This is a genomic window from Streptomyces sp. SID8352 (assembly GCF_009862265.1).
GTDB lineage: Bacteria > Actinomycetota > Actinomycetes > Streptomycetales > Streptomycetaceae > Streptomyces.
The window spans coordinates 507,775-533,865 of the sequence record NZ_WWGX01000022.1; the positions used below are offsets into that span (position 1 = coordinate 507,775).

Annotated in this window: 24 protein-coding genes and 1 riboswitch; of the genes, 13 read left to right on the forward strand and 11 right to left on the reverse strand. The window is 76.7% G+C overall.

Translation table 11 applies throughout. The annotated features are described in order from the left end of the window. The first annotated feature begins 102 nt into the window (after nt 1-102). Complete coding sequence (locus GTY84_RS07545) at nt 103-1,029, forward strand: SCO1860 family LAETG-anchored protein (RefSeq protein ID WP_161225317.1); 927 nt, start codon at nt 103-105, stop codon at nt 1,027-1,029. A 60-nt stretch (nt 1,030-1,089) separates the two neighbouring features. Here GTY84_RS07545 and cobC read toward each other — a convergent pair whose 3' ends face one another. Further along, nucleotides 1,090-2,649 (reverse strand): Rv2231c family pyridoxal phosphate-dependent protein CobC, encoded by a 1,560-nt coding sequence (gene cobC, locus GTY84_RS07550; protein WP_161225318.1) that lies wholly within the window; start codon nt 2,647-2,649, stop codon nt 1,090-1,092. A 62-nt stretch (nt 2,650-2,711) separates the two neighbouring features. Between cobC and GTY84_RS07555 the strand changes: the two genes are divergently transcribed. After that, entirely contained in the window at nt 2,712-3,455 is a 744-nt protein-coding gene (locus GTY84_RS07555) for a ZIP family metal transporter (RefSeq protein ID WP_161225319.1), read from the forward strand. Nucleotides 3,456-3,472: 17 nt separating this feature from the next. Here the strand turns inward: GTY84_RS07555 and GTY84_RS07560 are convergent, their stop codons facing one another. From GTY84_RS07560 to GTY84_RS07590, 7 genes are all read right to left on the reverse strand, one after another. After that, nucleotides 3,473-4,870, reverse strand: a complete 1,398-nt coding sequence (locus tag GTY84_RS07560) for a cobyrinate a,c-diamide synthase (protein ID WP_161225320.1) — start codon at nt 4,868-4,870, stop codon at nt 3,473-3,475. Further along, a complete protein-coding gene (cobO, locus tag GTY84_RS07565) occupies nt 4,864-5,463 on the reverse strand; it encodes a cob(I)yrinic acid a,c-diamide adenosyltransferase (protein WP_161225321.1) in 600 nt (199 codons plus the stop codon). Before cobO ends, GTY84_RS07560 begins: the two co-directional genes overlap by 7 nt. Further along, nucleotides 5,463-7,532 (reverse strand): putative cobaltochelatase, encoded by a 2,070-nt coding sequence (locus tag GTY84_RS07570; RefSeq protein WP_161225322.1) that lies wholly within the window; start codon nt 7,530-7,532, stop codon nt 5,463-5,465. The genes cobO and GTY84_RS07570 overlap by 1 nt, the downstream gene beginning before the upstream one ends. A 73-nt stretch (nt 7,533-7,605) precedes the next feature. Next, nucleotides 7,606-9,114, reverse strand: a complete 1,509-nt coding sequence (locus tag GTY84_RS07575) for a cobyric acid synthase (RefSeq protein WP_161225323.1) — start codon at nt 9,112-9,114, stop codon at nt 7,606-7,608. Then, nucleotides 9,111-10,097 (reverse strand): cobalamin biosynthesis protein, encoded by a 987-nt coding sequence (locus tag GTY84_RS07580; protein WP_161225324.1) that lies wholly within the window; start codon nt 10,095-10,097, stop codon nt 9,111-9,113. Before GTY84_RS07580 ends, GTY84_RS07575 begins: the two co-directional genes overlap by 4 nt. Nucleotides 10,098-10,216: 119 nt before the next feature. Next, a riboswitch (cobalamin riboswitch) is annotated at nt 10,217-10,309 on the reverse strand. Between the two features lie 303 nt (nt 10,310-10,612). Next, nucleotides 10,613-10,834, reverse strand: a complete 222-nt coding sequence (locus GTY84_RS07585) for a hypothetical protein (protein WP_161225325.1) — start codon at nt 10,832-10,834, stop codon at nt 10,613-10,615. A 43-nt stretch (nt 10,835-10,877) separates the two neighbouring features. Next, nucleotides 10,878-12,242: an inorganic phosphate transporter gene (locus GTY84_RS07590; RefSeq protein WP_161225326.1), complete on the reverse strand. Its 1,365-nt coding sequence runs from the start codon at nt 12,240-12,242 to the stop codon at nt 10,878-10,880. A 236-nt stretch (nt 12,243-12,478) separates the two neighbouring features. Between GTY84_RS07590 and GTY84_RS07595 the strand changes: the two genes are divergently transcribed. The 6 genes from GTY84_RS07595 (at nt 12,479) to GTY84_RS07620 (ending at nt 19,840) form a co-directional block, all read left to right on the forward strand. Continuing rightward, on the forward strand, nt 12,479-13,210 hold the full coding sequence (locus tag GTY84_RS07595) for a class II aldolase/adducin family protein (RefSeq protein WP_161225327.1): 732 nt from the start codon (nt 12,479-12,481) through the stop codon (nt 13,208-13,210). A 197-nt stretch (nt 13,211-13,407) separates the two neighbouring features. Next, nucleotides 13,408-14,538 carry an alpha/beta hydrolase gene (locus tag GTY84_RS07600; RefSeq protein WP_161225328.1) on the forward strand — a complete coding sequence of 377 codons (1,131 nt, stop codon included), beginning with the start codon at nt 13,408-13,410 and terminating at the stop codon, nt 14,536-14,538. Between the two features lie 515 nt (nt 14,539-15,053). Next, nucleotides 15,054-16,316 (forward strand): hypothetical protein, encoded by a 1,263-nt coding sequence (locus GTY84_RS07605; RefSeq protein ID WP_161225329.1) that lies wholly within the window; start codon nt 15,054-15,056, stop codon nt 16,314-16,316. A gap of 409 nt (nt 16,317-16,725) precedes the next feature. Next, a complete protein-coding gene (locus GTY84_RS07610) occupies nt 16,726-18,324 on the forward strand; it encodes an ABC-F family ATP-binding cassette domain-containing protein (RefSeq protein WP_161225330.1) in 1,599 nt (532 codons plus the stop codon). A 334-nt stretch (nt 18,325-18,658) separates the two neighbouring features. Then, nucleotides 18,659-18,880 (forward strand): helix-turn-helix domain-containing protein, encoded by a 222-nt coding sequence (locus GTY84_RS07615; protein ID WP_018567695.1) that lies wholly within the window; start codon nt 18,659-18,661, stop codon nt 18,878-18,880. Nucleotides 18,881-19,036: 156 nt separating this feature from the next. After that, entirely contained in the window at nt 19,037-19,840 is an 804-nt protein-coding gene (locus tag GTY84_RS07620; RefSeq protein ID WP_161225331.1) for an enoyl-CoA hydratase/isomerase family protein, read from the forward strand. A gap of 420 nt (nt 19,841-20,260) precedes the next feature. Here the strand turns inward: GTY84_RS07620 and GTY84_RS07625 are convergent, their stop codons facing one another. After that, the gene (locus GTY84_RS07625; protein WP_202550007.1) at nt 20,261-20,479 is read right to left on the reverse strand and encodes a hypothetical protein; all 219 of its coding nucleotides are present in this window, start codon (nt 20,477-20,479) and stop codon (nt 20,261-20,263) included. Between the two features lie 806 nt (nt 20,480-21,285). On the opposite strand from GTY84_RS07625, the gene GTY84_RS07635 reads away from it, so the two are divergent. The 5 genes from GTY84_RS07635 to amaP are packed head-to-tail and all read left to right on the forward strand — an operon-like array spanning nt 21,286 to nt 23,650. Beyond that, nucleotides 21,286-21,762 (forward strand): Asp23/Gls24 family envelope stress response protein, encoded by a 477-nt coding sequence (locus tag GTY84_RS07635; protein ID WP_161225332.1) that lies wholly within the window; start codon nt 21,286-21,288, stop codon nt 21,760-21,762. A 43-nt stretch (nt 21,763-21,805) separates the two neighbouring features. After that, complete coding sequence (locus GTY84_RS07640; protein WP_161225333.1) at nt 21,806-21,991, forward strand: hypothetical protein; 186 nt, start codon at nt 21,806-21,808, stop codon at nt 21,989-21,991. After that, nucleotides 21,988-22,371, forward strand: a complete 384-nt coding sequence (locus tag GTY84_RS07645) for an Asp23/Gls24 family envelope stress response protein (protein ID WP_161225334.1) — start codon at nt 21,988-21,990, stop codon at nt 22,369-22,371. The genes GTY84_RS07640 and GTY84_RS07645 overlap by 4 nt, the downstream gene beginning before the upstream one ends. Continuing rightward, nucleotides 22,368-23,066 (forward strand): DUF6286 domain-containing protein, encoded by a 699-nt coding sequence (locus GTY84_RS07650; protein WP_161225335.1) that lies wholly within the window; start codon nt 22,368-22,370, stop codon nt 23,064-23,066. Before GTY84_RS07645 ends, GTY84_RS07650 begins: the two co-directional genes overlap by 4 nt. After that, a complete protein-coding gene (gene amaP / locus GTY84_RS07655; protein WP_161225336.1) occupies nt 23,063-23,650 on the forward strand; it encodes an alkaline shock response membrane anchor protein AmaP in 588 nt (195 codons plus the stop codon). Before GTY84_RS07650 ends, amaP begins: the two co-directional genes overlap by 4 nt. A gap of 458 nt (nt 23,651-24,108) precedes the next feature. Here the strand turns inward: amaP and GTY84_RS07660 are convergent, their stop codons facing one another. Then, nucleotides 24,109-24,864 (reverse strand): SDR family oxidoreductase, encoded by a 756-nt coding sequence (locus GTY84_RS07660; protein WP_161225337.1) that lies wholly within the window; start codon nt 24,862-24,864, stop codon nt 24,109-24,111. Nucleotides 24,865-24,995: 131 nt separating this feature from the next. Then, entirely contained in the window at nt 24,996-25,799 is an 804-nt protein-coding gene (locus GTY84_RS07665) for an SURF1 family protein (RefSeq protein WP_161225338.1), read from the reverse strand. Nucleotides 25,800-26,091 lie beyond the last annotated feature (292 nt).

Here is a 26,091-nt window from a genome sequence, read left to right on the forward strand (position 1 = left end):
GGAACGCTGACGGCCGACGGCGCGCGGAGCCATTCTGTGCGGGTCCCGAGCATGTCGCTCATGCGTGTTCCGCACGCATGTCCCAGTGGGGGTCCCACCACCTTGAACGGCAACACCTTCCGCATGCCCGCACACCGTCTGGCCGCCCTCGCGGCGGCCACGGTCCTGACCGCCGCTCCCGCGGTCCTGACCGGTGCGGGCACCGCCCACGCCACCGGTGACCAGGGCCGCGCGAGCGCCGCGGTCCTGCGCACCGCGCTCGACGTCTCCCTGCTCAACCGGACCGTGAACGTCCCGCTCACGGTCGGCCTCAACGAGGTGCGGGCGCCCGGCAACGCGCACCGGACCGCGCTGTCCGCCACCCTGGACGCCGTCGACGGCGGCCGTCCCTTCGCCGTGCTGCGCGCCGACGTGGCCGAGGCGCGGGCCGACGCCGACGGGAGCCGGGCCGAGGGCGCCACCCGGCTGGTCAACGCCGCGGTGCACCTCCCCGGACTGCCCCTGCTGTCGCTGATCGAGGTCCAGCAGGTCACCGCCACGGCCACCTGCGAGGCCGGGAGGAAGCCGGTCGCCTCGTCGAACCTGCTGGGCCCGGTGACGGTGCTCGGCAGGAAGACCGAACTGACCGCCGGGGGCACCACGGAGGTGAAGGTCCCGGGCGTGGGCGAGGTGCGGCTGGACCTGTCCCGGGCCGCGACCACCTCCCGCACGGCCGCCGCCACCGCCCTCGTGCTGAAGGTCTCCGTCAACCCGCTCGACCTGAACGTGTCCGAGGTCGACGGCACCGTGACGCTCGCCGAGGCCACCTGCGAGGCCCCGCCGCCCGCCCGGGAGGCCGCCGAGCCGCCCGCGCCGGAGTCGCCCGCCGTCGAACCGGCCGCCGGGACCGCGCCCCAGGGCTCCAAGGAGGAGGTCGACCTGGCCGAGACGGGCGGCAGCTCCGCCACCCCGTACATCGCCGCCGGCGCCGCCGTGCTCGTCCTGGGCGGCGGCGGGGCCCTGGTCCTGGCCCGCCGCAGGCGGGGCTGACGCAACGGGCCCCGGCCGGCCCGTGGCCCTGTCCCCGCCACGGGCCGGCCGGCGCCCCGCTCAGCCCCGCAGTGCCTCGGCCAGCGCCGCCAGGAAGGCGTCCGTCGTCGCCCGGTCCCGCACCGCGAGGCGCAGCCAGTCGGAGTCCAGGCCCGGGAACGTGTCGCCGCGGCGCACCGCGTGGCCGAGCGCGCGCAGCCGGTGGCGCACCGCCGCGGCACCGGGCACCCGGACGAGGACGAAGGGGCCCTCGGCAGGCCCGGCCACCCGCAGTCCCGCCCCCGCGAACCGCCCCAGCCCGGCGACGAGATGGGCCCGGTCGGCGGCGATGGCGCGGGCCGCGCGGGCGGCCTCCGCGAGGGCCGGGGGCGCCACACACGCCTCCGCGGCCACCAGCGCGGGCGTGGAGACCGGCCACAGGGGCTGGGCACGCCCCAGCGCCCGGACGGTCCCCGGTTCGGCGAGGACGTAGCCGACGCGCAGCCCCGCCAGCCCCCAGGTCTTGGTGAGGCTGCGCAGCACCACCAGCCCCGGCACGTCCGTCCGCCCGGCCAGCGCCTCCCGCTCGTCCGGCACCGCGTCCATGAACGCCTCGTCCACCACCAGGGTCCGCCCGGGCCGGGCGAGCGCGGCCACGTCCCGCGCCGGATGCAGCACCGACGTCGGGTTGGTGGGGTTGCCGATCACCACCAGATCGGCGTCCCCGGGCACCGCCGCCGGATCCAGCCGGAAGCCGTCCGCCGCGCGCAGCAGGACCCGGCCGACGGTGTGCCCGGCGTCCCTCAGCGCCGCCTCCGGCTCGGTGAACTGCGGATGCACCACCACCGGACGGCGCGCCCCCAGCGCCCGGGCCAGCAGGACGAACGCCTCCGCCGCGCCCGCCGTCAGCAGCACCCGTTCCACCGGCAGCCCGTGCCGCTCCGCCACCGCCGCCCGCGCGGCCTGCCCGTCCGGATAGGCGGCGAGGGAGTCCAGCGAGGCGGCCAGGCGCTCGCGCAGCCAGCGCGGCGGCGTGTCCGCGCGCACGTTGACCGCGAGGTCCACCAGGGCCGCGCCGTCGTCCCGGACCTCGGCGTCCCCGTGGTGCCGCAGATCGGGAGGGGGCGGCGGGCCGGGGCGGTGCCGCGTGCCGGGGCCGGGTGCTGAGTACGTGTCCATGCACGCGATGGTGCCCGGGGCGGTCCCGTCCGCCGACGCCGGGGCCGGGAGGCGGACGACGGCGGCGGTCGCCCGCGCCGGACGCGCCGCCGATCTGCGCTTGGGCACGATCAGTTCGCCGCCGCCCCGCAGGGCCGCCGCCTCCGCGACGGACGGGGTGCCGAGCGCGCGGAGCGCCGCGGCGGAGGGATGGGGCACCTCGACGGCGGCCAGTTCCTCGGGGGGGTAGGTGAGAACGGGAACACCGAAACGTTTCGCTGTCATCAGAATCCCGGGCTCCCTCCCCCGGGCGTCCACGGTGGCCAGCGCCACCACCGGCCCGGCCGCCCCGGCCTCCCTCAGCGCGTCCGCGACCAGCCGGACCACCTCCCCGGCCGGCACGCCGGGGGAGGCCCCGATCCCGACCACCAGGCCCGGGGACCCGGCCGCCGTCCCTCCGGTCCCACCAGCGACTCCGCACATATTTACCGCCGTTCCCGCTGTCGTGCGCGTGTGACGGCGCCCCGATCGGATAGCAAGGGGGCATGGCGGTCCTCGTCGCGCTCGGCGCGTTCCTGATGACGCTGGCCGGAGGCTGGACGGCTCAGCGCGTGACCGACCGGCGGCACCTGGTCCTCGGACTGGCCGGCGGTCTGATGCTGGGCGTGGTCGGCCTGGACCTGCTGCCCGAGGCACTGGAGGCCGCCGGCCACCCGGTCTTCGGCGTCCCGGTGGCCCTGCTGCTGTTCGTGGCCGGATTCCTCCTCGCGCACATGGTGGAGCGGCTGCTCGCGGCCCGCCGAGCCGCCCACGGCGGCGACGAGTACGCCGAGGGCACGACGGGCGGGCGCTCGCCCGAGGTGGGGCTGACGGCCGCCGCCGCGATGGTCGGGCACAGCGCGATGGACGGCGTGGCCATCGGCGCGGCCTTCCAGGTCGGCGGCGGCATGGGCGCGGCCGTCGCCCTGGCCGTGATCGCCCACGACTTCGCCGACGGCTTCAACACCTACACGCTCACCAGCCTGTACGGGAACGCCCGCCGCCGCGCGGTCGCCATGCTCGTCGCGGACGCCGTGGCCCCGGTGGCCGGGGCGGCCTCCACCCTCGTCGTCTCCGTCCCCGGCGCCGCGCTCGGCGGCTACCTCGGCCTCTTCGGCGGTGTGCTCCTCTATCTCGCCGCCGCCGAGATCCTGCCCGAGGCCCACCACGAGCACCCCGCCCCGGCGACCCTGCTCTGCACCGTCGCCGGGGCCGCCTTCATCTGGCTGGTGGTGGGGCTGGCCGAGTGAGCGCCGCCCGTCACCGGTCACGGGGCGCGGCAGCCCGCCACGAAGCGCCGGGCGGTCTCCGGCCGGGCCGCCCAGTGGGTGTGCACATAGCTGGCGTGCACGCCCCGCCGCACGAAGCCCTCCACGCGCCGTCCGGGCCCGCGCAACCCCCAGGCCGGAGCCGCCCCGGCCCCCGGCTCCACGACCGTCCGGTGGAACTCGTGACCCCGCATCCGCGTCCCGGCGGCGGCCAGGACGGAATCGGTCACGGCCACCGCGTCCCGGTAGCCGAGCGTCAGCCGCTCCGACATCCGCGCCGAGGCGTCCAGCACCCCGCACAGGGGCCGCCCGTCCAGCTCGCGGCAGAGGTACAGCAGCCCGGCGCACTCGGCGGCGACGGGGGCGCCGCCCAGCGCCAGCGCCGCCACCGCCGCGCGCAGCGGCTCGTTGGCGGACAGTTCCGCGGCGTACACCTCGGGGAAGCCGCCGCCGACGACCAGTCCGCGGGTGCCGTCCGGCAGCGCCTCGTCCCGCAGCGGGTCGAAGGGGACGACGACGGCCCCGGCGGCGGTGAGCAGTTCGCTCTGCTCGGCGTAGGAGAAGGTGAAGGCGGGCCCGCCGGCGACGGCGACCGTCGGCGCCCCCGGCACCCCGTCGGCCCCGGTGCCGTCCGGCGCGGGCGCGGCGTCCGCGAGCGCGGTGCCCGCGTCCCACACCGGCGCGGACAGCGGCCCGGCCCCGCGCGCCAGCGCGAGCAGCGCCTCCAGGTCGCACCCGGCGGCCACCCGCGCCGCCATCGCCGCCACGGCGTCCAGCGCCGCCGCCCGCCGCTCCGCGACCGGCACCAGCCCCAGGTGCCGGGAGGGGGTGCCGACCTCGGGGGCGCGCCGCACCACGCCGAGGACCGGCACCCCGACGTGCTCCAGGGCCTCCCTCAGCAGCTCCTCGTGGCGGTCGGAGGCGACCTTGTTGAGGATCACCCCGCCGATCCGCACCTCCGGGTCCCAGCTCACGAAGCCGTGCACCAGCGCCGCCACCGAACGCGACTGCGAGGAGGCGTCCACCACGAGCACCACCGGTGCCCGCAGCAGCTTGGCGACCTGGGCGGTGGAGGCGAGTTCCCCCTCGCCCGCGGCGCCGTCGTAGAGGCCCATCACGCCCTCGACGACGGCGATGTCGCAGCCGCGCGCCCCGTGCAGGAACAGCGGCCCGATCAGCTCCGGCCCGCACAGGTAGGAGTCCAGGTTCCGGCCCGTGCGCCCGGTCGCGAGGGCGTGGTAGCCGGGGTCGATGTAGTCCGGGCCGACCTTGTGCGGGGAGACGGTCAGCCCGCGCGCGGTGAGGGCGGCCATCAGCCCGGTGGTGACGGTGGTCTTGCCGCTGCCCGAGGAGGGCGCGGCGACCACCAGCCGGGGCACGGACGGGGAGGTCACCACTCGATGCCCCGCTGGCCCTTCTGGCCCGCGTCCATCGGGTGCTTGACCTTGGTCATCTCGGTCACCAGATCGGCGAAGTCCAGCAGCGCGGCGGGGGCGTTGCGGCCGGTGACGACGACGTGCTGGTTGCCGGGCCGGGCGCGGAGCGTCTCGATCACCTCGCCGGTGTCGATCCACCCCCAGTGCAGCGGGTAGGCGAACTCGTCGAGGACGTAGAGGCGGTAGCGCTCGGCGGCGAGATCCCGCTTGACCTGCTCCCAGCCCTCCCTGGCCTTCTCCTCGTTGTCCATCTGGTCGTCGCGCTGGACCCAGGACCAGCCCTCGCCCATCTTGTGCCAGTCGACGGTCCCGCCCTCGCCGGAGGCGCCGAGGACCCGCAGCGCGTTCTCCTCGCCGACCTTCCACTTGGCGGACTTGACGAACTGGAACACCCCCACCGGCCACCCCTGGTTCCAGGCGCGCAGCGCCATCCCGAAGGCGGCGGTGGACTTGCCCTTGCCCGGGCCGGTGTGGACCATCACCAGCGGGCGGTTGCGCCGCTGACGGGTCGTCAGACCGTCCTCGGGTACGACGCTCGGCTGTCCCTTCGGCACTACGCGGCCCTCCTCGTCCCGGTCTCCCGGACATCCCTGACCAGCCCGGCGATGGTGTCCGCCCGCAGCTCCTCCAACGTGACGGCCGTGCCGCCCAGTTCACCCGCGAGCCGGCCGGCCAGCCCCAGCCGCACCGGGCCCGTCTCGCAGTCCACGACCACGCAGGCGGTGCCCTCGGCCGCGAACAGCCGGGCGGCCCGCGCGGACAGCGCCACCGGATCGGGGCCGCCGGTGGCCCGTCCGTCGGTCACCACCACGACCAGCGCCCGGCGCGCCGGGTCGCGCAGCCGTTCGACCCGCAGCACGTCGTGGGCCCGGAGCAGCCCGGTGGCCAGCGGGGTGCGCCCGCCGGTCGGCAGTGACTCCAGCCGGGCCGCCGCCGCGTCCACCGACGAGGTCGGGGGCAGCGCCACCTCGGCGGCCGTGCCGCGGAAGGTCACCAGGCCGACCTTGTCCCGCCGCTGGTAGGCGTCGAGCAGCAGGGAGAGGACGGCGCCCTTCACCGCGCCCATCCGCCGCCGGGCCGCCATCGATCCGGAGGCGTCGACGACGAACAGCACGAGGTTGGACTCGTGGCCCTCGCGCACCGCCTGCCGCAGGTCGTCCCGCCGCACCACCAGCCCCGGGCCACCGCGCCCGCGCGCCCGCTGGTGGGGGGCGGCGGCCCGGACGGTGGCGGACAGGTGCAGCCGGGTCAGGGTGGCCCGGGGGCGGCGGGCGCCGGTGGTGCGGCCCTGCTCGGTGCGCGCCCGCGACCTGCGGCCGGCGGCGCCGTCCCCGAGGCCGGGCACGCTGAGCACCTTCGTCCGGAACGGATCGGCGGCCCGCGCCGGGGCCTGCTCGCCCGCACCGGGCCCGCCGGGAGGCCGCGACCCCTCCCCGGCGCCCTCCGGACCACCGGTCCCGGCGTCCGCGCCGTCACCCGCTTCCCCGGCGTCACCGCCGTCCCCGGAGGGCGCGCTGTCCCCGTGCCCTCCGCCGCCGGACTCCGGCGGCCCGCCCGGCCCCTCCGGACCGCCGGGACCGCCCGGGCCGTCCGGCCCCGGGTCGGGATCGTCGTCGCCGAACTCGTCCAGGGCCTCGTCGAGCCGGTCCTCGTCCAGCCCGGGGGCGTCGAAGGGATTGCGGCGGCGCCGGTGCGGCAGGGCCAGCAGCGCCGCCCGGCGCACGTCCTCGGCCAGCACCTCGGTCCGCCCCGCCCACGCGGCGAGCGCGGTCGCGGTACGGGCCATCACGATGTCCGCGCGCATCCCGTCCACCTCGAACGCCGCACAGGTCGCCGCGATCCGGCGGAGCGCCGTGTCGTCCAGCCGTACCGAGGGCAGCAGGGCCCGCGCCGCCACGATCCGCTCCCGCAGCGCGGCCTCCTCCCCGGCCCAGCGCGCGGCGAAAGCGGCGGGGTCGTCGTCGTAGGCCAGGCGGCGCCGGACGACTTCCACCCGCTGCTCCGGATCGCGCGAGGCGGACACCTCCACGGTGAGCCCGAAGCGGTCCAGCAGCTGCGGACGCAGCTCGCCCTCCTCCGGGTTCATCGTCCCGACGAGCAGGAACCGCGCCGCGTGCCGGACGGAGACGCCCTCGCGCTCGACGTACGAGGCGCCCATCGCCGCCGCGTCCAGCAGCAGGTCGACGAGGTGGTCGTGGAGGAGGTTGACCTCGTCGACGTAGAGGATGCCCCGGTTGGCGGCGGCGAGCAGGCCCGGCTCGAAGGCCTTCACGCCCTCCGCCAGGGCCCGTTCGATGTCCAGCGCCCCCACCAGCCGGTCCTCCGAGGCGCCGACCGGCAGCTCGACGAGGGCGGCCGGGCGCTCGGCCGCGGGGGGCGAGCCGTGCGGGCCGTCGGGGCAGGACGGGTCGGGGGAGGCGGGGTCGCAGGCGAAGCGGCAGCCGGACACGACCGCGAGGCGCGGCATCAGCGCGGCCAGCGCCCGCACGGCGGTCGACTTGGCGGTCCCCTTCTCCCCGCGCACGAGGACCCCGCCGACCCGCGGGGAGACCGCGTTCAGCAGCAGGGCCAGCCGCAGGTCGTCCTGGCCGACGACGGCGGTGAACGGATAGGGCGTGCTCACGCGGCGGTCACTCCTTCGAAGGGGGTACGGCGACGGGGCCCGGCACCGTGCGGCGCGGGCCCGGGGGCGGGGCTCACCCGGGTGCCCCGGGCGGGACGAAGGGGAGTCCGGGAGGCGCGCCGGACTCGATGAGGCGCCAGAGGGCGTCGGTGTCCGCGTGCTCCTCGATCAGATCGCCCAGCAGGTCCAGTTGCCGCTCCCGCAGCGCGGCGAACGAGGTGTCCGGGGCGGGGACGAAGCGGCGTCCGGCGGCGGCGGCGACCTCGCGCAGGAACGCCCGCCGGAAGCCGTCCGACTCCAGCGAGCCGTGCCAGTGGGTGCCCCAGGTCTGCCCGGACCGGCAGCCGTCGAGGAAGGGCTCGCCGCCCGTCACCCGCGCGACGCCGTGATGGATCTCGTACCCCTCGACGCGTTCCCCGAGGGCCTCGCCCACCGGCCGGGCGAGGGTCTTGGCGGGGGCGAAGCGGACCCGCACGGGCAGGAGGCCGAGCCCCTGGACCCGGCCCCGGCGGCTCTCCACGTCGTCCTCGATCTCCTCGCCGAGGACCTGGAAGCCCCCGCACACGCCGAGCACCGGGCGGCCCTCGGCGGCCCGGCGGACGAGGGCGCGGGCCAGTCCCCGCTCCCGCAGCCAGTCCAGGGCGCGGACGGTGCCCCGGGTGCCGGGCACGACGACGAGGTCGGCGTCCGCCAGTTCCTCCGGGCGGTCCACGAACCGCACCACCACGCCGGGTTCGGCGGCCAGCGCGTCCACGTCGGTGAAGTTGGACATCAGCGGCACCGCGCACACGGCGACCCGCAGCACCTCCTCGCCCACCGGCGGGGCGACGGCCGACTCCCGCACGGTGCCGCGCAGGGAGACCCGCAGGCCGTCCTCCTCGTCGATGCCGAGCCCGTGCCGGAAGGGCAGCACGCCGTAGGTCCGGCGGCCGGTCAGGTCGCGCAGCATGCCCAGTCCGGGTTCCAGCAGGCTCACGTCGCCGCGGAACTTGTTGACCAGGAACCCGGCGACGAGCGCCTGGTCCTCGGGGGAGAGCAGGGCCACCGTGCCGAAGAAGGAGGCGAAGACGCCGCCGCGGTCGATGTCCCCGACGACCAGGACGGGCAGTCCGGCGCCCCGGGCCACCCCCATGTTGACGATGTCGTTGCGGCGCAGGTTGATCTCGGCGGGGCTGCCGGCGCCCTCGCAGACCACCGCGTCGTGGGTGGCCCGCAGTTCGGCCAGGCAGTCGAGGACGGTGCCGAGCAACTGCCGCTGGCGCCCGCCGTGGTAGCCGCGGGCGCTCATCTCCCCGACCGCCCGGCCGAGCAGGACCACCTGGCTGCTGCGGTCGCCGCCCGGCTTGAGCAGCACCGGGTTCATCAGCGCGGTCGGCTCCAGCCGGCAGGCCTGCGCCTGCATCGCCTGGGCCCGGCCGATCTCGGCCCCCTCACGGGTAACGAAGGAGTTCAGCGACATGTTCTGCGCCTTGAAGGGGGCCACCTTCACGCCCTGCCGCATCAGCCAGCGGCAGATACCGGCGGTGACGACGCTCTTGCCCGCGTCGGACGTGGTGCCGGCGACCAGGAGACCGCCGCTCATGACCGGCCCCCCGCCCCGCGCCCGGCGGCGCGGCGTCCCGGGGCGGCCACCCGGCGCGCGAGCAGCCGCGCGCCCGCGCACACGCCCAGCGCCAGCCAGCCCACGCGCCGGGACAGCCGCACGGCCCGCTCGATGTCGCCGGTCCGGACGGGGCGCCCGGCGGCGCCGTTGAGCACCGGCCGGTGCTCAACCCGGCCGGCGTAGGAGAGGGTGCCGCCGAGCCGTACGCCGAGGGCACCGGCGAACGAGGCCTCCACCGGGCCCGCGTTGGGGCTGGGGTGGCGTCCGGCGTCGGCGCGCCAGGCGCGGAGGGCGCCGCGCGGATCGCCGCCGGAGGCGGTCGCGAGGACGGCGGTCAGCCGGGCGCCCGGCCATCCGGCGAGGTCGTCGAGGCGGGCGGAGGCCCAGCCGTACCGCAGATGGCGCGGTGAGCGGTGGCCGACCATGGCGTCCAGGGTGTTGGCGGCGCGGAAGCCGAGCAGCCCCGGCACCCCGGCCGCGGCGCCCCACACCAGGGCGCCGACCACCGCGTCCGAGGTGTTCTCGGCGACGGACTCGACGACGGCGCGGGCGATCCCGTCGGCGTCCAGTGCCTTGGGGTCCCGCCCGCACAGGTGCGGCAGCCGGGCCCGGGCGGTGCCGAGGTCCCCGGCCTCCAGGGCGCGGCCGACGGCGCGCGCCTCGCGGGCCAGCGAGGTGCCGCCGACGACGGCCCAGGTGGCGGCGGCGGTCAGGGCGACGGAGGCGGCGGGGGAGCGGCGCACGGCGCGGGCGGCGGCGGTGCCCAGCGCGGCGGCGCCCCCGGCGCACACGGCGGTGTGCAGGGCGCCCCAGCCGCGGTGGTCGTGCCACAGCCCGCGTTCCACGGCACCGGCGGCACGGCCGAACAGGGCGACGGGGTGCCCGCGGCGGGGATCGCCGAGGAGCAGGTCACCGAGGAGGCCGGCGGCGGCACCGTACGCGAAGACGCGTTCGGCGCGCACGGCTCAGCCGGTCGCGGGGCGGGGGAGCGGGGTGCCGGGGTACCTCGGGCGTCGGGCGCGCATGGGGGTATGTCCTCACTCAGGGTGTCCACGCCCTGGCTCGACGGAACCGGCGGTGGGAGTTCCTGGCTCCCGGGACCGCGCGCACCGCGTGGTGCGTGCCGTCCCGGTGACAGTGGCGGGACCGCGCCGGAATCGCACCGGCTTCCTCTCCAGCCGCCGTAATGGCACCGGGAAGTCCACCACGGTCCGCGAAGGCCCGTCAACTCGCCGTTGACCTGCGCGGGGTGAGTGTGGGAAGCCCCACACGGCGCGCGGGCCCCGGACGCGGCGCGCGCGGCGCGGAAAGGGCGGGCCGGGGCACGCGGGGGCGGCGGACGGGCGCGGGGCGGGCGGGAAGGGCGGAGGGGCGCGGGCGCGCGCTCGCGGTCGTCGGGGGCGGGGGAGCGCGAAGGGGCGCGGGGCGTACGGCGGTGTCCCGCAGCAACGCCCCGCGCCCCTCCGCCGGAGGCCGGTCAGGCGACGATCAGGTAGATCCCGTAGGTCACCGCCGCGGCGCAGGCCGCGAAGCAGGCGCAGGCGGCGGTGACGGCGAGCGTCGCCGGCCGGCCCTGGGCGGCGGCCCGCTCCCGGTGGGAGAGGCCGGTGATGCCGAGGGTGAACAGGGCCACGAGGGCCACGGTGACCACGAGACTGACCCCGAAGACGGAGCCGAGTGCTGCCCAGTCGATCTGCATGGTGCTTCTCTTCCTTCGCTCCCGGACGGACCCGGACGCGGGCTCAGACGGCGGTGGGCGCCGAGGCGGAGGGGGTCTTGGCCTCGGCGGCGGCCGGAACGGCGGGCGAGGGGGCCGGGATCTCCGCGGCCAGCGCGTCGGCGGCGAGTGCGTCCGCGGCGAGTGCGTCGGCGGCGAGCGCGTCCGCGGCGAGGGCGTCGGCCGTCAGGCACTCGACGGCGGCGTCGGTGGGCGGCGGGATGACGGCGGCGATGGCCTGGGTGACGACCCCGTTCGGCTCCGGCTCCGGGTGGTGGTGGCCGTGGCCGTGGCCGTCGACGACGTTGGTGTGGTCGATGACCTCGCGCCGGGAGATCCGCCAGATCGCGAAGCTCGCGGCGATCAGGAAGACCGCGACCGCGGCCGTGCCCCAGTCGCCGAGGCGGCAGACCCACTCGGCGATCGCGGCGACCAGGGCCGCGGCCGGGAGGGTGAGCCCCCAGGCGACGAACATGCGGGTGGCCGTGGACCAGCGGACCACGCCGCCCTTGCGGCCGAGGCCGGCGCCCATCACCGCACCGGAGACCGAGTGCGTGGTGGAGAGCGAGAAGCCGAGGTGGGAGGAGGCCAGGATGACCGTCGCGGCGCTGGTCTGGGCGGCGAAGCCCTGCTGCGGCTGGAGGTCGGTCAGGCCCTTGCCCATGGTGCGGATGATGCGCCAGCCGCCGAGGTAGGTGCCGAGCGCGATGGCGAGGCCCGCGGACAGGATGACCCAGACCGGCGGGTCGGAGGCGGGGGCGAGGGCGCCGCCCGCGATCAGCGCGAGGGTGATGATGCCCATGGTCTTCTGGGCGTCGTTGGTGCCGTGGGCCAGCGAGACCAGGCCGGCGGAGGCGATCTGCCCGGCGCGGTAGCCCTTCTCGGCGGCCCGGCCGTCGGCCCGGCGGCCGAGCCGGTAGGTCATCCGGGTGGCGAGCATCGCCGCGACGCCGGCGACGATCGGGGCGGCGACGGCGGGCAGCAGCACCTTGGTGACGAGCACGCCGCCGTGGACCGCGCCGAGGCCGGCCGAGGCGACGGCGGCGCCGATCAGACCGCCCATCAGGGCGTGCGAGGAACTGGACGGCAGGCCGACCAGCCAGGTCAGCAGGTTCCAGAGGATCGCGCCGACCAGAGCGGCGAAGATGACCTCGGGACGGATGCCGGTCTCGTCGACGAGACCTTTGGAGATCGTGTTGGCGACCTCCACCGAGAGGAAGGCGCCGACAAGGTTGAGGACGGCGGACATGGCCACCGCAACCTTGGGCTTGAGCGCACCGGTCGAAATGGTGGTTGCCATCGCGTTCGCGGTGTCGTGGAAACCGTTCGTGAAATCAAACGCGAGTGCGGTTACCACCACAATCGCGAGGATCAGCGAGAAGCTTTCCATTTACCCAGGCAATCGTTCGAGGTCATTGGCGCGACGAACCTAGGTAACCATGGTGAACGGAAGATGAACTGGATAGGGCGTCGTGGTGTCCGAAAACGGGGCCGGGACCTCCGCGGCCGGACGCGCCGCGTGCGCGCGCCGGTGCTCTCCGGAGACGCCGCTGGCAGGATCGCCGCGGGACCGCCCGCCGGGGCGGGCGACGGGGTGCCCGGCGGCACCCGGGAGGAGGCGCGATCGTGACCGAACCGCAGCGCGCGGGAGCAAAACCGGAACCCGGCGCGGGGCCGGAACCGGGAACGGAACCGGAACCGGGGGCGGCGGGGGACGCCGAGCGGGCGGAGGCGTGGCGGGCCCTGGTCGCCGCAGCCCGCCGCACGGTGGCCGACGGACTGGTGGTCGGCACCTCCGGGAACGTCTCGGTACGGATCGGGGACACCGTGCTCGTCACACCGTCGGGGGTGCCGTACGACCGGCTGACGGCCGGGGACGCGACCGGCGTCGACCTGGACGGGCGGCAGGTGCTCGGCACCCTGGTCCCCACCAGCGAACTGCCCATGCACCTCGCCGTGTACCGCGCCACCGACGCCCGCGCCGTCGTCCACACCCACGCCGTCCACGCGACGGCCGTCTCCACCCTCGTCACCGAGCTGCCCCTGGTCCACTACATGGCCGCCGCGCTGGGTGGCCCGGTCCGCGTCGCCCCCTACGCCGCCTTCGGCAGCGAGGAACTCGCCGCGCACACGCTGGACGCCCTGGCGGGCCGCACCGGCTGCCTGCTGCGCAACCACGGCACGCTCACCCACGGCGCCACCCTGGACCAGGCGTACGACCGCACCGCGCAGCTGGAGTGGATGTGCCGCCTCTGGCTGACCGCCTCCTCCGTCCCCGGTCGCGCCCCCACCCTGCTCACGGAGGCCGACCTCGCGGAGGTCTCCCGGCGCCTGGCCACCTACGGGCAACGCCCCTGACGGCCCGTCGGGGGAAGAGAGGGGGAGAGGCGGGGGCGGAAGGAGGGCGTCACTCCCTCTCACCCGTCACCCCCCTCGCCCCACCAACCGTCCCCGGGCGTGGAGCGCCGCCCCGGGGGTACCGGAGGGGTGGCCGCCGTCACCCCCCGCCGGGTGTTCCGCTGGCCGGTCGCGGAGTCCACCGGGAGACTGACGCCATGCGCACTGCCACAGCAACGGCCGCCGCCGTCACCGCGGCCCTGGCGGCGGCCGGCGCGGCCGGCGTCGCCGCCGGACGGGTCGCCAGCGACGCCGCGCTCAAGGTGTCCCCCGGCCGCCCCCTGCCGACCGAGCCCCGGCTCACCGTGCACGGCACCGCCCCCGGCCGGATCACCCTCACCCGGGACCTGGCCGCCCTGCGCCCGGGCCGCTACGGCCTCGCGGGCGACGGCTCGCACGCGGTCGTCGGCCCGGTGCTGGAGGGGGCCCGGGAGGGCGCCGACACCGTGGTCCGCCGACTGGAACGGGTCACGCACGGCTCCTTCGCGGCGGGCGACCGCGCCTGGCTCACCCCCAACCTCCACGTCGGCACCCCCCGCACCGCCCTCGGTATCGACCACACCGACCTGGAGATCCCGGGCGACCTCGGGCCCCTCCCGGCCTGGTTCCTGCCGGGCGCCCGCCCCACCTGGCTGATCGCGGTGCACGGCCTGGGCACCACCCGCGAGCAGGTCATGAACCTGATGACGCCGCTGTACGAGCGGCGCATGCCGGTGCTCGCGCCCACCCTGCGCGGCGACGTCGGCGCCCCGCCCTCGCCGGACGGGCTCCAGCACTTCGGGGAGACCGAGTGGCACGACGTGGACGCGGCCGTCCGCCACGCCGTCGAGAACGGCGCCCGGCAGGTGGTGCTGCTCGGCTGGTCAACCGGTGCCGCCATGGCCCTGCGCGCGGCGGCCCGGTCCGGTGTCCGCGACCGCATCGCGGGCCTCGTCCTGGACTCCCCGGTGCTGAGCTGGGAGACCACCCTGCGGGCCCTGGCCACCGCACGGCACGTGCCCGCGCCGCTCCTGCCGCTCGCCGTCCGCGCCGCCCAGGGCCGGGCGGGACTCCCCCCCGACGACGGCGCCGACCCGGACGGCGTCCTCCGTCCGGCCGTGCCGACGCTGGTCTTCCACGGCCCGGACGACGAGGTCGCCCCCTGGTCCCTCTCGCGCCGCCTCGCCGCCGCCTCGCCCCGCACGGTCACCCTGCACCCCGTCACCGGCGCCCCCCACGCGGCCATGTGGAACGCCGACCCCGCGGACTACGAGGAGACCCTGCGCCGCTTCCTGGTCCCCCTGGTCTGACCGGCCGGAGGGGCCCGCCGGTCCGATCCGGCCCCGAGGGCTCCGCCCGGCGATCCGCCCGTCCCGCCGGTCACCGGCCGGGGCGGCTTCCGGACACCCGCCGCCGGATCCGCCGGGAACCCGCCGCCGGCCCCGGACGGCCCGCCGGGGACACCCGCCGGCGGGCCGGAGGGAACGGAGGGGAACCCGTCGGCGGGCGGGCGGACGGCCCCCTCGGCCGACCCGCCGACGGGTTCCGGACGGCACCCCGCCACTGGCCGGTTCCGGTGCCCGGAGCACGACGGGAAGCCCCCCGTCCACCGCCCGTGAAGCCCACCGCGGCCTCCCGTTTGGGATTTCGGACCGTCAACCGCAAGACTGCATCCGTGACGTCCCGTATCCCGCGCGACTCCAGGCTTCGAATCGTCCGCCCCCGACCCCTGGCCGCCGCCCCCACAGCGATCAACCAGCAGCGTACGCGCCGCCCCGCGCCACGCCCTCCGGAAGGCACACCGGCCCGCTCGGAGCTGGCCGGAATGGCTCGCTCCGGCCTGTTCGGAGCGGCCCGTGTGGCCCGCTGGGCCGACACCGCCCTGGGTCCGGGCCGCGGCGGCGCGACCGCCGACGGAATGGCCACCCTCTCCGACGCCACCGCCGAGCAGGCGGCCCTGGACCTGGGCCTGACGGCCGTCCGGGTGCGCGCCGACTGGGACACCGCCCGCCTGGCCGGACTCATCGAGGTGCACGGCGGCACCGCCCGCCCCGGCTGGCGCCTGCGTGCCTGGAACCGGGACGACAGCGCCGTACTGCGCGGCTGGGTCGCCCTGTTCGACGCCTGGTCACTGGCCCACCCCGAGCCCGACGGGCACGAGCCCGCCGCCGTCGCCGAGGTCGTCTCCGCGATGCCGCAGGTGCTCTCCTTCCTCCAACTCTCCGCCGGACCGGTGCCGGTCGTCCAGCTCCTCGACCTGCTGGAGCAACGGGTCACCGAACTGCGCACCGAGCGCTGCGAGATCACCTACGACCCCGGGCTGGAGCCGGGCGCCGCCCAGCAGGCCCCCGACACCGCCGTCGACGCGCCGCTCGCCCCGCTCCTCGACTGGGCCCTGCACGCCCTCGCCGCCGTCGGCGCCCTCACCTGCGGTGACGGCCAGGCCACCCTCACCCCGCTGGGAAGCTGGGCGGTCTGGGTCAAGCTGGAGCAGATCTGCGTCGCCGCGCAGAGCCCCGCCGGGAACATCGAGCAGACCGCCGAGGACATGCTCCGCGGCTGCGGACGGCTGCGCCCCAACGCGGCCCGCGCCGAGTACCGCGCCTGGCTCGCCGCACGGCCCGTCGGCGCCGCCGTCACCCAACTCGTCGGCGCCGCCCGCGGCGAGGACGCCCTGCTGCGCGGCCTCGCCTTCGAGGCGCTGCGGGTGGTCGGCGCGCCCGCCGAACCGGACGTGCGCGCCGTCCTCGACGAGCCCACGCTGCGGCCGTACGCCCTGCTGTGGCTGGCCGAGCACGACGGCGCCGACCCCGAGGACGCCCACGAGGTCCTCACCCGCGAGGAGGCCACCTGGCTCTGGGTGGACACGGCCGCCGCCGTCGCCGACCACGGCGAGGCCCCGCTGCTGGTGCGGCACCTGGAGTCCGCGGTGCAGCCCACCGTCCCCGCGCTGCTGGACGAGGTCCGGGCGGTCGGGCACCCGCGCACCGTGCAGGTCCTGGTGGCCCTCGCCGCCGCCCACCCCGATCCGGCCCTGGCCAAGGCCGTGCGCCGGGCCGCCTTCCAGGTCCACACGGGCGCGGGCTGATCCCCACCGGGCCCCCGGCCCCGGCCCGCTCCTGCCCGTCCGGCTTGTCCGGGCGGGCGGGTCCCCGCCCCCGGGCCCCTCGGACCGGCCGCTCCCGAGCGGGGCCGCCGCGAGGACCCGTACCGGGACGCCCCGCGAGAACCGGTCCCGCCCGTCCCCGGAATGTCCGGATCCGCACCCCTCCGAGGACCCTGCCGGGCCCGCCCGCCCGCCGTGCGCGGCGGCCTCCGGTGCCCGAGGCGGGAAAACAGGTTGCACGTGCCCGTTAGACTGGCCCCCATGGCCATTCTCCTCGCGCATTAGACGGCGGTACTCCGCCCGTCGCCCGCCACCACGCTCGTCATGGTGCGCCGCGCGCGGCAGCGTCCCCGCCGCCCGTCCCGCCAACCACCCGCACAGGAGTCTGTCCGTGATCTCCGCCTCCGGCATCGAGCTGCGCGCCGGTGCCCGCGTCCTCATCGAGAGCGCCACCTTCCGCATCACCAAGGGCGACCGCATCGGACTCGTCGGCCGCAACGGCGCCGGCAAGACCACCCTCACCAAGGTCCTCGCCGGCGAGGGCATCCCCGCCGCGGGCACCGTCGCCCGCTCCGGCGAGGTCGGCTACCTCCCGCAGGACCCGCGCACCGGCGATCTCGACATGCTCGCCCGCGACCGTGTCCTGTCCGCCCGCGGCCTCGACGTCCTGATGCGCAAGATGCGCGAGAACGAGCAGCGCATCGCCAACGGCCAGGGCGCCACCCGGGAGAAGGCGCTGCGGCAGTACGAGCGCCAGGAGACCGAGTTCCTCACCAAGGGCGGGTACGCCGCCGAGGCCGAGGCCGCCACCATCGCCGCCGCGCTCAACCTGCCCGACCGGGTGCTCGGCCAGCCCCTGCACACCCTCTCGGGCGGCCAGCGGCGCCGTATCGAGCTGGCCCGCATCCTGTTCTCGGATGCCGACACCCTGCTGCTCGACGAGCCGACCAACCACCTCGACGCCGACTCGATCGTCTGGCTGCGCGACTACCTGAAGACCTACCGCGGCGGCTTCATCGTGATCTCCCACGACGTCGACCTGGTCGAGACGGTCGTCAACAAGGTGTTCTACCTGGACGCCAACCGCTCCCAGATCGACGTCTACAACATGGGCTGGAAGCTCTACCAGCAGCAGCGCGAGGCCGACGAGAAGCGCCGCAAGCGCGAGCGGGCCAACGCCGAGAAGAAGGCCGCCGCCCTCAACGCCCAGGCCGACAAGATGCGCGCCAAGGCCACCAAGACCGTCGCCGCGCAGAACATGGCCCGCCGCGCGGACAAGCTGCTCAGCGGGCTGGAGGCGGTCCGCCAGTCCGACAAGGTCGCCAAGCTCCGCTTCCCCGAGCCCGCGGCCTGCGGCCGGACCCCGCTCACGGCCGAGGGGCTGTCCAAGTCGTACGGCTCGCTGGAGATCTTCACCGACGTCGACCTGGCCATCGACAAGGGCTCCCGCGTCGTCATCCTCGGTCTCAACGGCGCCGGCAAGACCACCCTGCTGCGTCTGCTCGGCGGGGTGGAGCAGCCGGACACCGGCGAGGTCCGCGAGGGCCACGGCCTCAAGCTCGGCTACTACGCCCAGGAGCACGAGACGCTCGACCCGGAGCGCACCGTCCTGGAGAACATGCGCTCGGCCGCCCCCGACATGGACCTCGTCGAGGTCCGCAAGGTGCTCGGCTCTTTCCTGTTCTCCGGCGACGACGTGGACAAGCCCGCCGGGGTCCTCTCCGGCGGCGAGAAGACCCGGCTGGCCCTGGCCACCCTCGTGGTCTCCTCGGCCAACGTGCTGCTGCTCGACGAGCCGACCAACAACCTCGACCCGGCCAGCCGCGAGGAGATCCTCGGCGCGCTGCGCACCTACAAGGGCGCCGTCGTCCTGGTCACCCACGACGAGGGCGCCGTCGAGGCGCTCCAGCCGGAGCGGATCATCCTGCTGCCGGACGGGGTCGAGGACCTCTGGGGCTCCGACTACGCGGATCTCGTCGCCCTGGCTTGATCGAATGAATGATCCACTGGGTATGGATCATTCGGCCGAGCCGTGATCCACCATCTGTGTGAGATCTCCTCATCACGAGGTGTGTCCTCCCCGCGCCGCACGGCCGGACCCCCCTTCCCGGGGGTCCGGCCGTCTCGCCTTTCTGACCTGCGGCTTCACCCGGCAACCCGTTCGGACGTACGGATGCGAAGCTCTGGAATCCCGCATTCCATATGTGGAGACGCGCTCCTGTCGTCACAACCTTGCCTCATCGACCTTGCCGAATGGGTGGCCATGGAGGCCCGGAGGGGTGATCATGAGGAGACCAGAGCGCACTTCCCACGAGGAGGCACGGGTGGCCGAGACTCTGAAGAAGGGCAGCCGGGTGACCGGCGCCGCGCGCGACAAGCTCGCGGCAGACCTGAAGAAGAAGTACGACGCCGGTGCGAGCATCCGGGCGTTGGCCGAGGAAACCGGCCGCTCGTATGGCTTTGTGCACCGCATGCTCAGTGAGTCGGGCGTCACGCTCCGAGGGCGTGGCGGGGCGACCCGGGGCAAGAAGGCCGCTTCGGCCTGACGTCCCGGGCGGCCCCTCGGCTCCGGCGGAAGGTGGTCACCCGGCCGGTCCTCCGGCCGACCGGGTGGTTACTGTGCAGTCACTCAGCCCCGCCGTGCTCCGGTTCGACCACCGGCGTACGGCGGGGACGACGACCGCACCCCCCGGAGGCGCCCCATGGCTTCGCCCGCCCACGACCCCGGTCCCGCACTCGACCAGGACGGTGTGCGGCTCACCGTCGACGAGACCCTCGCCACGGTGACGCTGACCGACCCGGCGCGGCGCAACGCGCAGAGCCCCGCTCTGTGGCGGGCGCTGACCCTGGCCGGGCGGCTGCTGCCGGGCACCGTCCGGGTCGTCGTGCTGCGCGCCGAGGGCAAGTCCTTCTCGGCCGGGCTCGACCGGCAGGGGTTCACCCCGGAGGGCTTCGACGGCGAGCCGTCGTTCCCCGACCTCGCCCGGATGGGCGATGCCGAGCTGGACGCGGTCATCGCGGGGTACCAGGAGGCGTTCACCTGGTGGCGGCGGCGGGACATCGTCTCGATCGCCGCGGTCCAGGGGCACGCCGTCGGGGCCGGGTTCCAGCTCGCCCTCGCCTGCGACCTCCGGGTCGTCGCGCAGGACGCGCAGTTCGCCATGCGCGAGACCGGCCTCGGGCTGGTGCCCGACCTCACGGGCACCCACCCCCTGGTCTCGCTGGTCGGCTACGCCCGTGCGCTGGAGATCTGCGCCACCGGGCGGTTCGTCATGGCCGAGGAGGCCGTGGCCTGCGGGCTGGCCAACCTCGCCGTCCCCGGCGACCAGCTCGACGGGGCCGCGCGCGATCTGGCGTCGGCGCTCCTGGCGGCGCCCCGTGACGCGCTCATCGAGACCAAGGCGCTGCTCCAGGGAGCGGCGGGCCGCGGCCTCGACTCCCAGCGCGCCGCCGAGCGCGCCGCCCAGGCCCGCAGGCTGCGCGACCTCGCCGGGCTCGGGGAGTGACGGGCCGGGGGCGCGGGCGGGCCCTGCCACGCCGGTGCCCCCGCTGTCCGCTGTCCCCCGGCGCCACCCGAGGCGTCCTCGCGCCGTCCGCACCGTCCCGGCGTTACCCGCGCCGATTTCCGTGCCGTCCCCCCGCCACCCGCATCTCTCCGGGGTCCCGACGAGGGTCTCCCCGGCGGGACCCCGGGGCCTGTCCTCAACGGCGCCCGGCCGCGCGGGCCCCGGGCGGTGCCACCCCGCCGAAGGGTGTGGCGGCGGTGTGCTGGTGGAGGGTTTCGTACACGGTCCCCGGCAGGTGCCTCCCGTACGGCGCCCGACCACCCTCCCTCGACACCCGTCGTGCCGCGGTGCGGCCGCGGAACGGGTCCGGGCGGAGACGCCGAAGGGCGTCCACGGCCCGGCCCCTCCCGCCCCCGGAGCTCAGTCGACCGCCGTCACCAGTACCGCCACCGTCGGGTGGTCCGGCAGCGCGTCCGCCACCGCTCCGCGCACCCTGCGGGCCACCTCCGCCGCGCAGCGGTCCCCGCGGACCGCCAGCTCCACCCGTACATGGGGCCGCGGCAGGGAGGCGGCGGCACCCGTCGGGTGGTGCTCCGCCACCTGCGCGGGCCGCCCCAGTACGGAGGTCAGCCTGCTCACCCCGGGCACCGCCAGCGCGGCGGCTCCGGCCCGGTCCGCCAGTGAACCCGCCGGTTCCCCCGCGGGCGCGGGGGCGGGTGCTCCTGTGGGGGCGGGCTGCCCCGCCCCGGGGTTGCGGGGTGCTGCGGGAGCATCGGACCCGTCGGACCCGTCGGACCCGTCGGCTCCACCGGCTCCACCGGTCCCACCGGTCCCACCGGTCCCACCGGTCCCACCGGTCCCGTCGGTTCCACTGGTCCTATCGGTCCCGTCGGAAGCCCCGGGTCCACCGTGTCCACCCCGCTCACCGGATCCGTGGGCCGTCCCGGAGCCCGGCACCGGGTGGGCCTCCAGCAGCCCGACCGCCCGCAGGTCCACCTCCGTCACCTCCAGCCCCAGCCCGTGCGCCGCCCCGGCCAGCGCGGCGCGCAGCCGGCCGGCCGTCGTGGGCAGTGGCCCGTCGGCCACCGCCGCGAAGTCCGCCGTCACCCGCAGCGGGCCCGGCGGCAGGGCACTCGGCGGCGGCGGGACCACCGGCCGCAGCTCACCGCCGGAGCCGTCCGGGCCGATGCGCAGCCCCTCCACCCGCGTTCCGGGCACCGCGCTGACCGCCCCGAGCAGCACCTTCCGCGCGGCCCGCTCCGTGATCCACGCGCCGTCCCCCACGCCGCCCAGTGGAAGGAGCCTGCCGAGCCCCACCCGCTCCCGCACCGCCCGGGCCCACCCGTCCGCCGTCGTCATTCCTCCACCCTGCCCCATCCACGGCGCGCGATCGAGCAACCCCGCCTAACGTGGTCCACAGGACACGGCGAAAGGGACATATCCCCATGAGTGAGATGACGGAACGCCACCAGACGGGGCAGGACACGGGCGAGGGATCCGGCGTGGGCCGGGGCACCCGGCGCGGCGGCGGCGCCCCCTCCACCCGGGGCCGGACCACCATCGCCGACGGAGTGGTCGAGAAGATCACCGGCATGGCCGCGCGCGACGTGGTCGGTGTGCACGCCATGGGCAGCGGACTCTCCCGCACCTTCGGCGCCGTGCGCGACCGGGTGCCCGGCGGCACCAAGTCGGTGACGCGCGGGGTGAAGGCCGAGGTCGGGGAGAAGCAGACGGCGCTCGATCTGGAGATCGTCGTCGAGTACGGCGTGTCGATCTCCGACGTGGCCCGCGAGGTGCGGGAGAACGTGGTGGCGGCGGTGGAGCGGATGACCGGCCTGGAGGTGGTCGAGGTCAACATCGCGGTGAGCGACGTCAAGCTCCCCGACGAGGAGGACGAGGAGCCGGAACCGCGGATCCAGTGATCCCGACCGGCACCCCACGCGGACGCACCGAGGAGAGCGCACCATGAGCATGGCCCTGGCCGGCATGATCGCCGGCATGGCACTGGGCTTCGCCGGGTACTTCGGCGGATTCGGTGCCTTTCTGCTGGTGGCGGCGCTGGGCGCCGTCGGGTTCGTCGTCGGCCGGTTCCTGGCGGGCGATCTGGAACCCGGGGACTTCTTCCGCTCGCGCGACGACCGACGCCGGTGACCGCGGTGAGCGGCGGGCTCCGTGAGCCGCGCGACACCCCGGCCGCCGTACCGCCGGGCGAGCGCGGCGCCACCAGGATCGCCGACCGGGTCGTCGCCAAGATCGCCGCCCGGGCGGCGCGCGAGGCGGCCGGGCCCCTGCCGCCGGACGCCGCCCGCCCCTACGCCTCGGTCGCCGTGCACCAGGACACCGCCCGGGTCCGCGTCCATGTGGAACTCGGCTATCCGGCCGACATCGGCGCCCGCTGCGGACGGGTGCGCCATCGGATCGTCCAGCGGGTGCGGACCCTGGCGGGCATGGCCGTGCCGGAGGTCGTCGTCCACGTGGAACGGCTGCACCCGCCGGCCGAGTACGGCGCGGCCGGGAGGAGGACGCGGTGAACGACCCCCGCCACAGCGAGGACGGCACCGAGGGGACCCACCCGGGCACCGCCGAGGGCAGCACCCGGGGCCCGGCCCTGGAGAAGAGCGGCACGGACCCCCGGACGGCCGGGCCCCCGACGGCCGAGCCCCCGGCGGCCGGGAACGGCGGCCGGGCCCGCCGCTTCTGGTCGGCCCGTCGCGTCCCCGCGGTCCTCGTCGCCGTGCCGCTGCTGGTCGTCTCCGGCGCCTTCCTCTACGACGTGGCGGCCGTTCGCGCCGGGCGGGACGCCCTCGGCTGGCGCCGCGAACTCGCCCGGCAGCTCGACCAGCGCCCGCTCGACGACATCTGGGTGCGGGTGGGGGCGGCCGTCGCCGCCGCGCTGGGGCTGTGGCTGCTGCTCACCGCGCTCACCCCCGGGCTGCGGCGGCTGCTGCCGATGCGCCGCGACGACGCCGACGTCCGTGCCGGACTGGACCGGGACGCCGCCGCCCTGGTGCTGCGCGACCGGGCCATGGAGACCGCCGGGGTGCGGTCGGTGCGGGTGCGGGTGCGCCGCCGCGCGGCCCGGGTCCGCGCGCGGTCGCACTTCCGGGAACTCGACGAGGTCCGCGCCGATCTGGGCGAGGTGCTCGACGACGCGGTGCGCGGGCTGGGGCTGGCCCGCCCGCCCGCCGTGTCCCTGCGGGTCAAGCGGCCCGGACGGAAGGGGTGAGGACGGTGCGCGGAGGCGTCAACCGTGTCCTGGTGGGGCTGGCGGGGCTGGTGCTGCTCGCCGTCGGCGGCTCGGTGCTGGCCGTCGGGCTGGGCGCCGCCCCGCCCTCCTGGTGGATCCACCAGGGCCCGCACGACGTGCTGCTGAGCACGGCCGAGCGGACCCGGTGGCGGAACGAGGGATGGTGGTGGCCGGTGGTCCTCGCGGCGCTCGCGCTCCTGCTGCTGGGCTCCCTCTGGTGGCTGGTGGCGGCGGTGCGCCGGCGCCGACTGGCCGAGGTCCTGGTGGACACGGGCGACGGGGAGGGCGCCGTGCTGCGCGGCCGGGCGCTGGAGGAGGCGCTGGCCCGGGAGGCGGGCCGGGCCGACGGCGTCGAGGGGGTACGGGTCCGGCTGAACGGGCGGCGCACCGCCCCGCGCACCCGGGTCCGCCTCACCCTGGCCCCGCAGGTGGACCCCGGGGCGGCGCTGGCCGGTCTCACCACCGGGGCCCTCGGACACGCCCGTGCCTCGGCGGGGCTCGACGCGCTCCCGGCGGAGGTCCGCCTCCGGGGCGTCAAGCACCAGGCCGAGCGGGTGACCTGAGCCGGGCCGGGCGGGTCACCTGAGCCGGGCCGGGCGCGCCTGCCGGGCGCGGGCACCGGAGGAGAGCCTCCGGTCCCTCATCGCCTGTGCCGGACCCCTGCCCGTCCCGGCCACCCTCCTCCCCGAGGAGACCCGGACCGGGTCCGTCCCTGCCCCCGTCGGTCCGCCCCCGCCGGTCCGTCCCCGTCGGTTCGGCCCCTGCCCGTCCTCGCCGTCCCCTCCCCGGGCACTCGCCGTCCCCGTTCCGGGAACACAGCCGGACCGGTGGTCCGGCGCCGACCGCGCCCGGCCTGCCCGGGGTGCCACCGGGCCCGCGCTGCCGTGGGGGCCCGGTGCCGTCCCCGTCCGCGCCCGGCCCCGGCCGTGGTGTCACCGGCCAGTGCCGCGCCGCCCCCGTGCCGCCGTGCGCGCCTCATCGCTGCAGTTCGGCGCCCCGCCCCCCGTCGTCCGGGCCGCCGTCAGAAGCCGTGCCGGAGGCCGCCGTCGACGGGGAGCATGACGCCGGTGACGTAGGAGGCGGCCGGGGAGAGCAGGAAGGCCGCCGCCCGGCCGAACTCCTGCGGGGTGCCGTAGCGGCGCAGCGGGACGCGGGACTCCGAGGCGGCCCGGGTCGCCGCCGGGTCGGCGGACATCTCGTCGAGTTCGCGGACCCGGTCGGTGTCGATGCGGCCGGGCAGTACGCCCACGACGCGGATGCCGCGCGGACCCAGCTCGTCCGCGAGGGACTTGGCGAAGCCCGCGAGCCCCGGGCGCAGCCCGTTGGAGACCGTCAGGCCCGCGATCGGCTCGTGCACCGAACCGGAGAGCACGAAGCCGATGACCCCGCCCTCCTCCAGCTCCGCCGCCGCCGTCCGGGCCAGCCGCACGGCGCCCAGGAAGACCGACTCGAAGGCGGTCCGCCACTGCTCGTCGGTGATGTCCGCGACGAACCCGGGCGGCGGCCCGCCCACGCTGATCAGCACCCCGTCGAAGCGGCCGAAGCGCTCCCGGGCGATGGCGGCCAGCCGGGCGGCGGTCCCGGGGTCGGCGTTGTCGGCGGCCACCCCGACCGCGTCCGGGCCCAGCCCGGCGGCGGCCCGTTCCGCGCTCTCCGCGCTCCGCCCCGTCACCACCAGCTTGGCACCGTCGGCGGCCAGTTCGCGCGCGGCGGCGTTGCCCAGGCCGCGGGTTGCTCCGGTGACGACGTACACACGGTCCTTCAGTCCGAGATCCATGGCCCCATCCTGCCCCGTCGCCCCCGGGTGGCGTCCAGGGCGCCTCCGCCGGGCCCCGTCGCGTTGGGGGACGGTGTCCCGGCCCGCCGGCCCGGACATTCCGCGCACCGCGGAACGAGCCGGCGGAACCCCTACAGGGTCGCGGGCTCCGGGTCGGGCTCCGCGGGGCCGGGGGCGGTGTCCGGCGCGGCGGTCCGGTCGCGGACCTCGCGGCGCACCAGGAACCACCAGCCGACGGGTACGGCCGCGGCGAACAGCCACCACTGGACGGCGTAGGCGAAGTTCAGCGCCGAGTCCTCGTCGCCGGGCCTGCCGATGAGCTGCGGACCGCCCGCGGCCGGCTTCGGCTCGGCCAGGACGACGTATCCGCCGAGCACCTCCGCGTCCAGCCGGGCGGCCTCCCGCTCGCTGCTGATGAGCATGATCTGCCGGTCGGGCAGGCCCTCCAGGTCCTTGATCCCGCTCGCGGCGGTCGTCTCGTCGGGCATCAGCCGCCCGGTGACGGTGATCGCGCCCCGGGGCGGGGCGGGGACCCTCGGGAAGGCTGTCTGGCTGGGGCCGTCGGCGGGGATCCAGCCCCGGTTGACGAGCAGGACCCTGCCGTCGGTGAGGACGAACGGGGTCAGCACGTGGTAGCCGATCGCGTCGTCGGCGTTGGTGCGGCGGCGGACGACGACCTCGCGGTCGGTGTCGAAGCGGCCCTCGGCGGTCACCGTGCGGTACCGCTGCTCGCCGCCGATCCTCCGGCCGGGCGCGGTCAGCCGCTCCACGGGCACCGGATCGGCGTCGAGCGCCCGCGCGACCAGGTCGTTGCGGGCGGTGCGCTCCTCGTAGCGGTGCATCTGCCAGAAGCCCAGCCGGATCATCGTGGGGATGAGCAGCAGGGCCAGCAGCGTGAGGATCACCCACTGGCGGGACAGGAGGAAGCGGTACACGCGTCGACGGTACCTTGCCCGGACACCGCCCCTCCGGGAGGGTCCCGTGCCCCGCGACCCGCCGGAATCCCGCCGCGGTCCGTGCTCCGGGAGACCTCGCGCCACGGCGCGGCGGCGGGACGGGAACGGGGCGCGGCCCGGGCTGGTCACCCGTCCGGCGGCAGTCGGTGGCGGTCGGCGGCGCGGACCTCCGGCGGACCCGCCGCGGGCGGCCGGGCGGCCCGGGGAGCCGGCGGCCGGCGGGCGGAGTCCGGCGCCGGGTGCGCGCGGCTGCGGGCGGGTACGGGCCGGG

Bases quoted from the DNA above. Each gene is read 5' to 3' on its own strand.
- cobC (WP_161225318.1), bottom strand. From the start codon at position 2,649: ATGTGCGGAGTCGCTGGTGGGACCGGAGGGACGGCGGCCGGGTCCCCG.
- GTY84_RS07555 (WP_161225319.1), top strand. From the start codon at position 2,712: ATGGCGGTCCTCGTCGCGCTCGGCGCGTTCCTGATGACGCTGGCCGGA.
- GTY84_RS07575 (WP_161225323.1), bottom strand. From the start codon at position 9,114: ATGAGCGGCGGTCTCCTGGTCGCCGGCACCACGTCCGACGCGGGCAAG.
- GTY84_RS07585 (WP_161225325.1), bottom strand. From the start codon at position 10,834: ATGCAGATCGACTGGGCAGCACTCGGCTCCGTCTTCGGGGTCAGTCTC.
- GTY84_RS07590 (WP_161225326.1), bottom strand. From the start codon at position 12,242: ATGGAAAGCTTCTCGCTGATCCTCGCGATTGTGGTGGTAACCGCACTC.
- GTY84_RS07600 (WP_161225328.1), top strand. From the start codon at position 13,408: ATGCGCACTGCCACAGCAACGGCCGCCGCCGTCACCGCGGCCCTGGCG.
- GTY84_RS07605 (WP_161225329.1), top strand. From the start codon at position 15,054: ATGGCTCGCTCCGGCCTGTTCGGAGCGGCCCGTGTGGCCCGCTGGGCC.
- GTY84_RS07620 (WP_161225331.1), top strand. From the start codon at position 19,037: ATGGCTTCGCCCGCCCACGACCCCGGTCCCGCACTCGACCAGGACGGT.
- GTY84_RS07635 (WP_161225332.1), top strand. From the start codon at position 21,286: ATGAGTGAGATGACGGAACGCCACCAGACGGGGCAGGACACGGGCGAG.
- GTY84_RS07640 (WP_161225333.1), top strand. From the start codon at position 21,806: ATGAGCATGGCCCTGGCCGGCATGATCGCCGGCATGGCACTGGGCTTC.
- GTY84_RS07660 (WP_161225337.1), bottom strand. From the start codon at position 24,864: ATGGATCTCGGACTGAAGGACCGTGTGTACGTCGTCACCGGAGCAACC.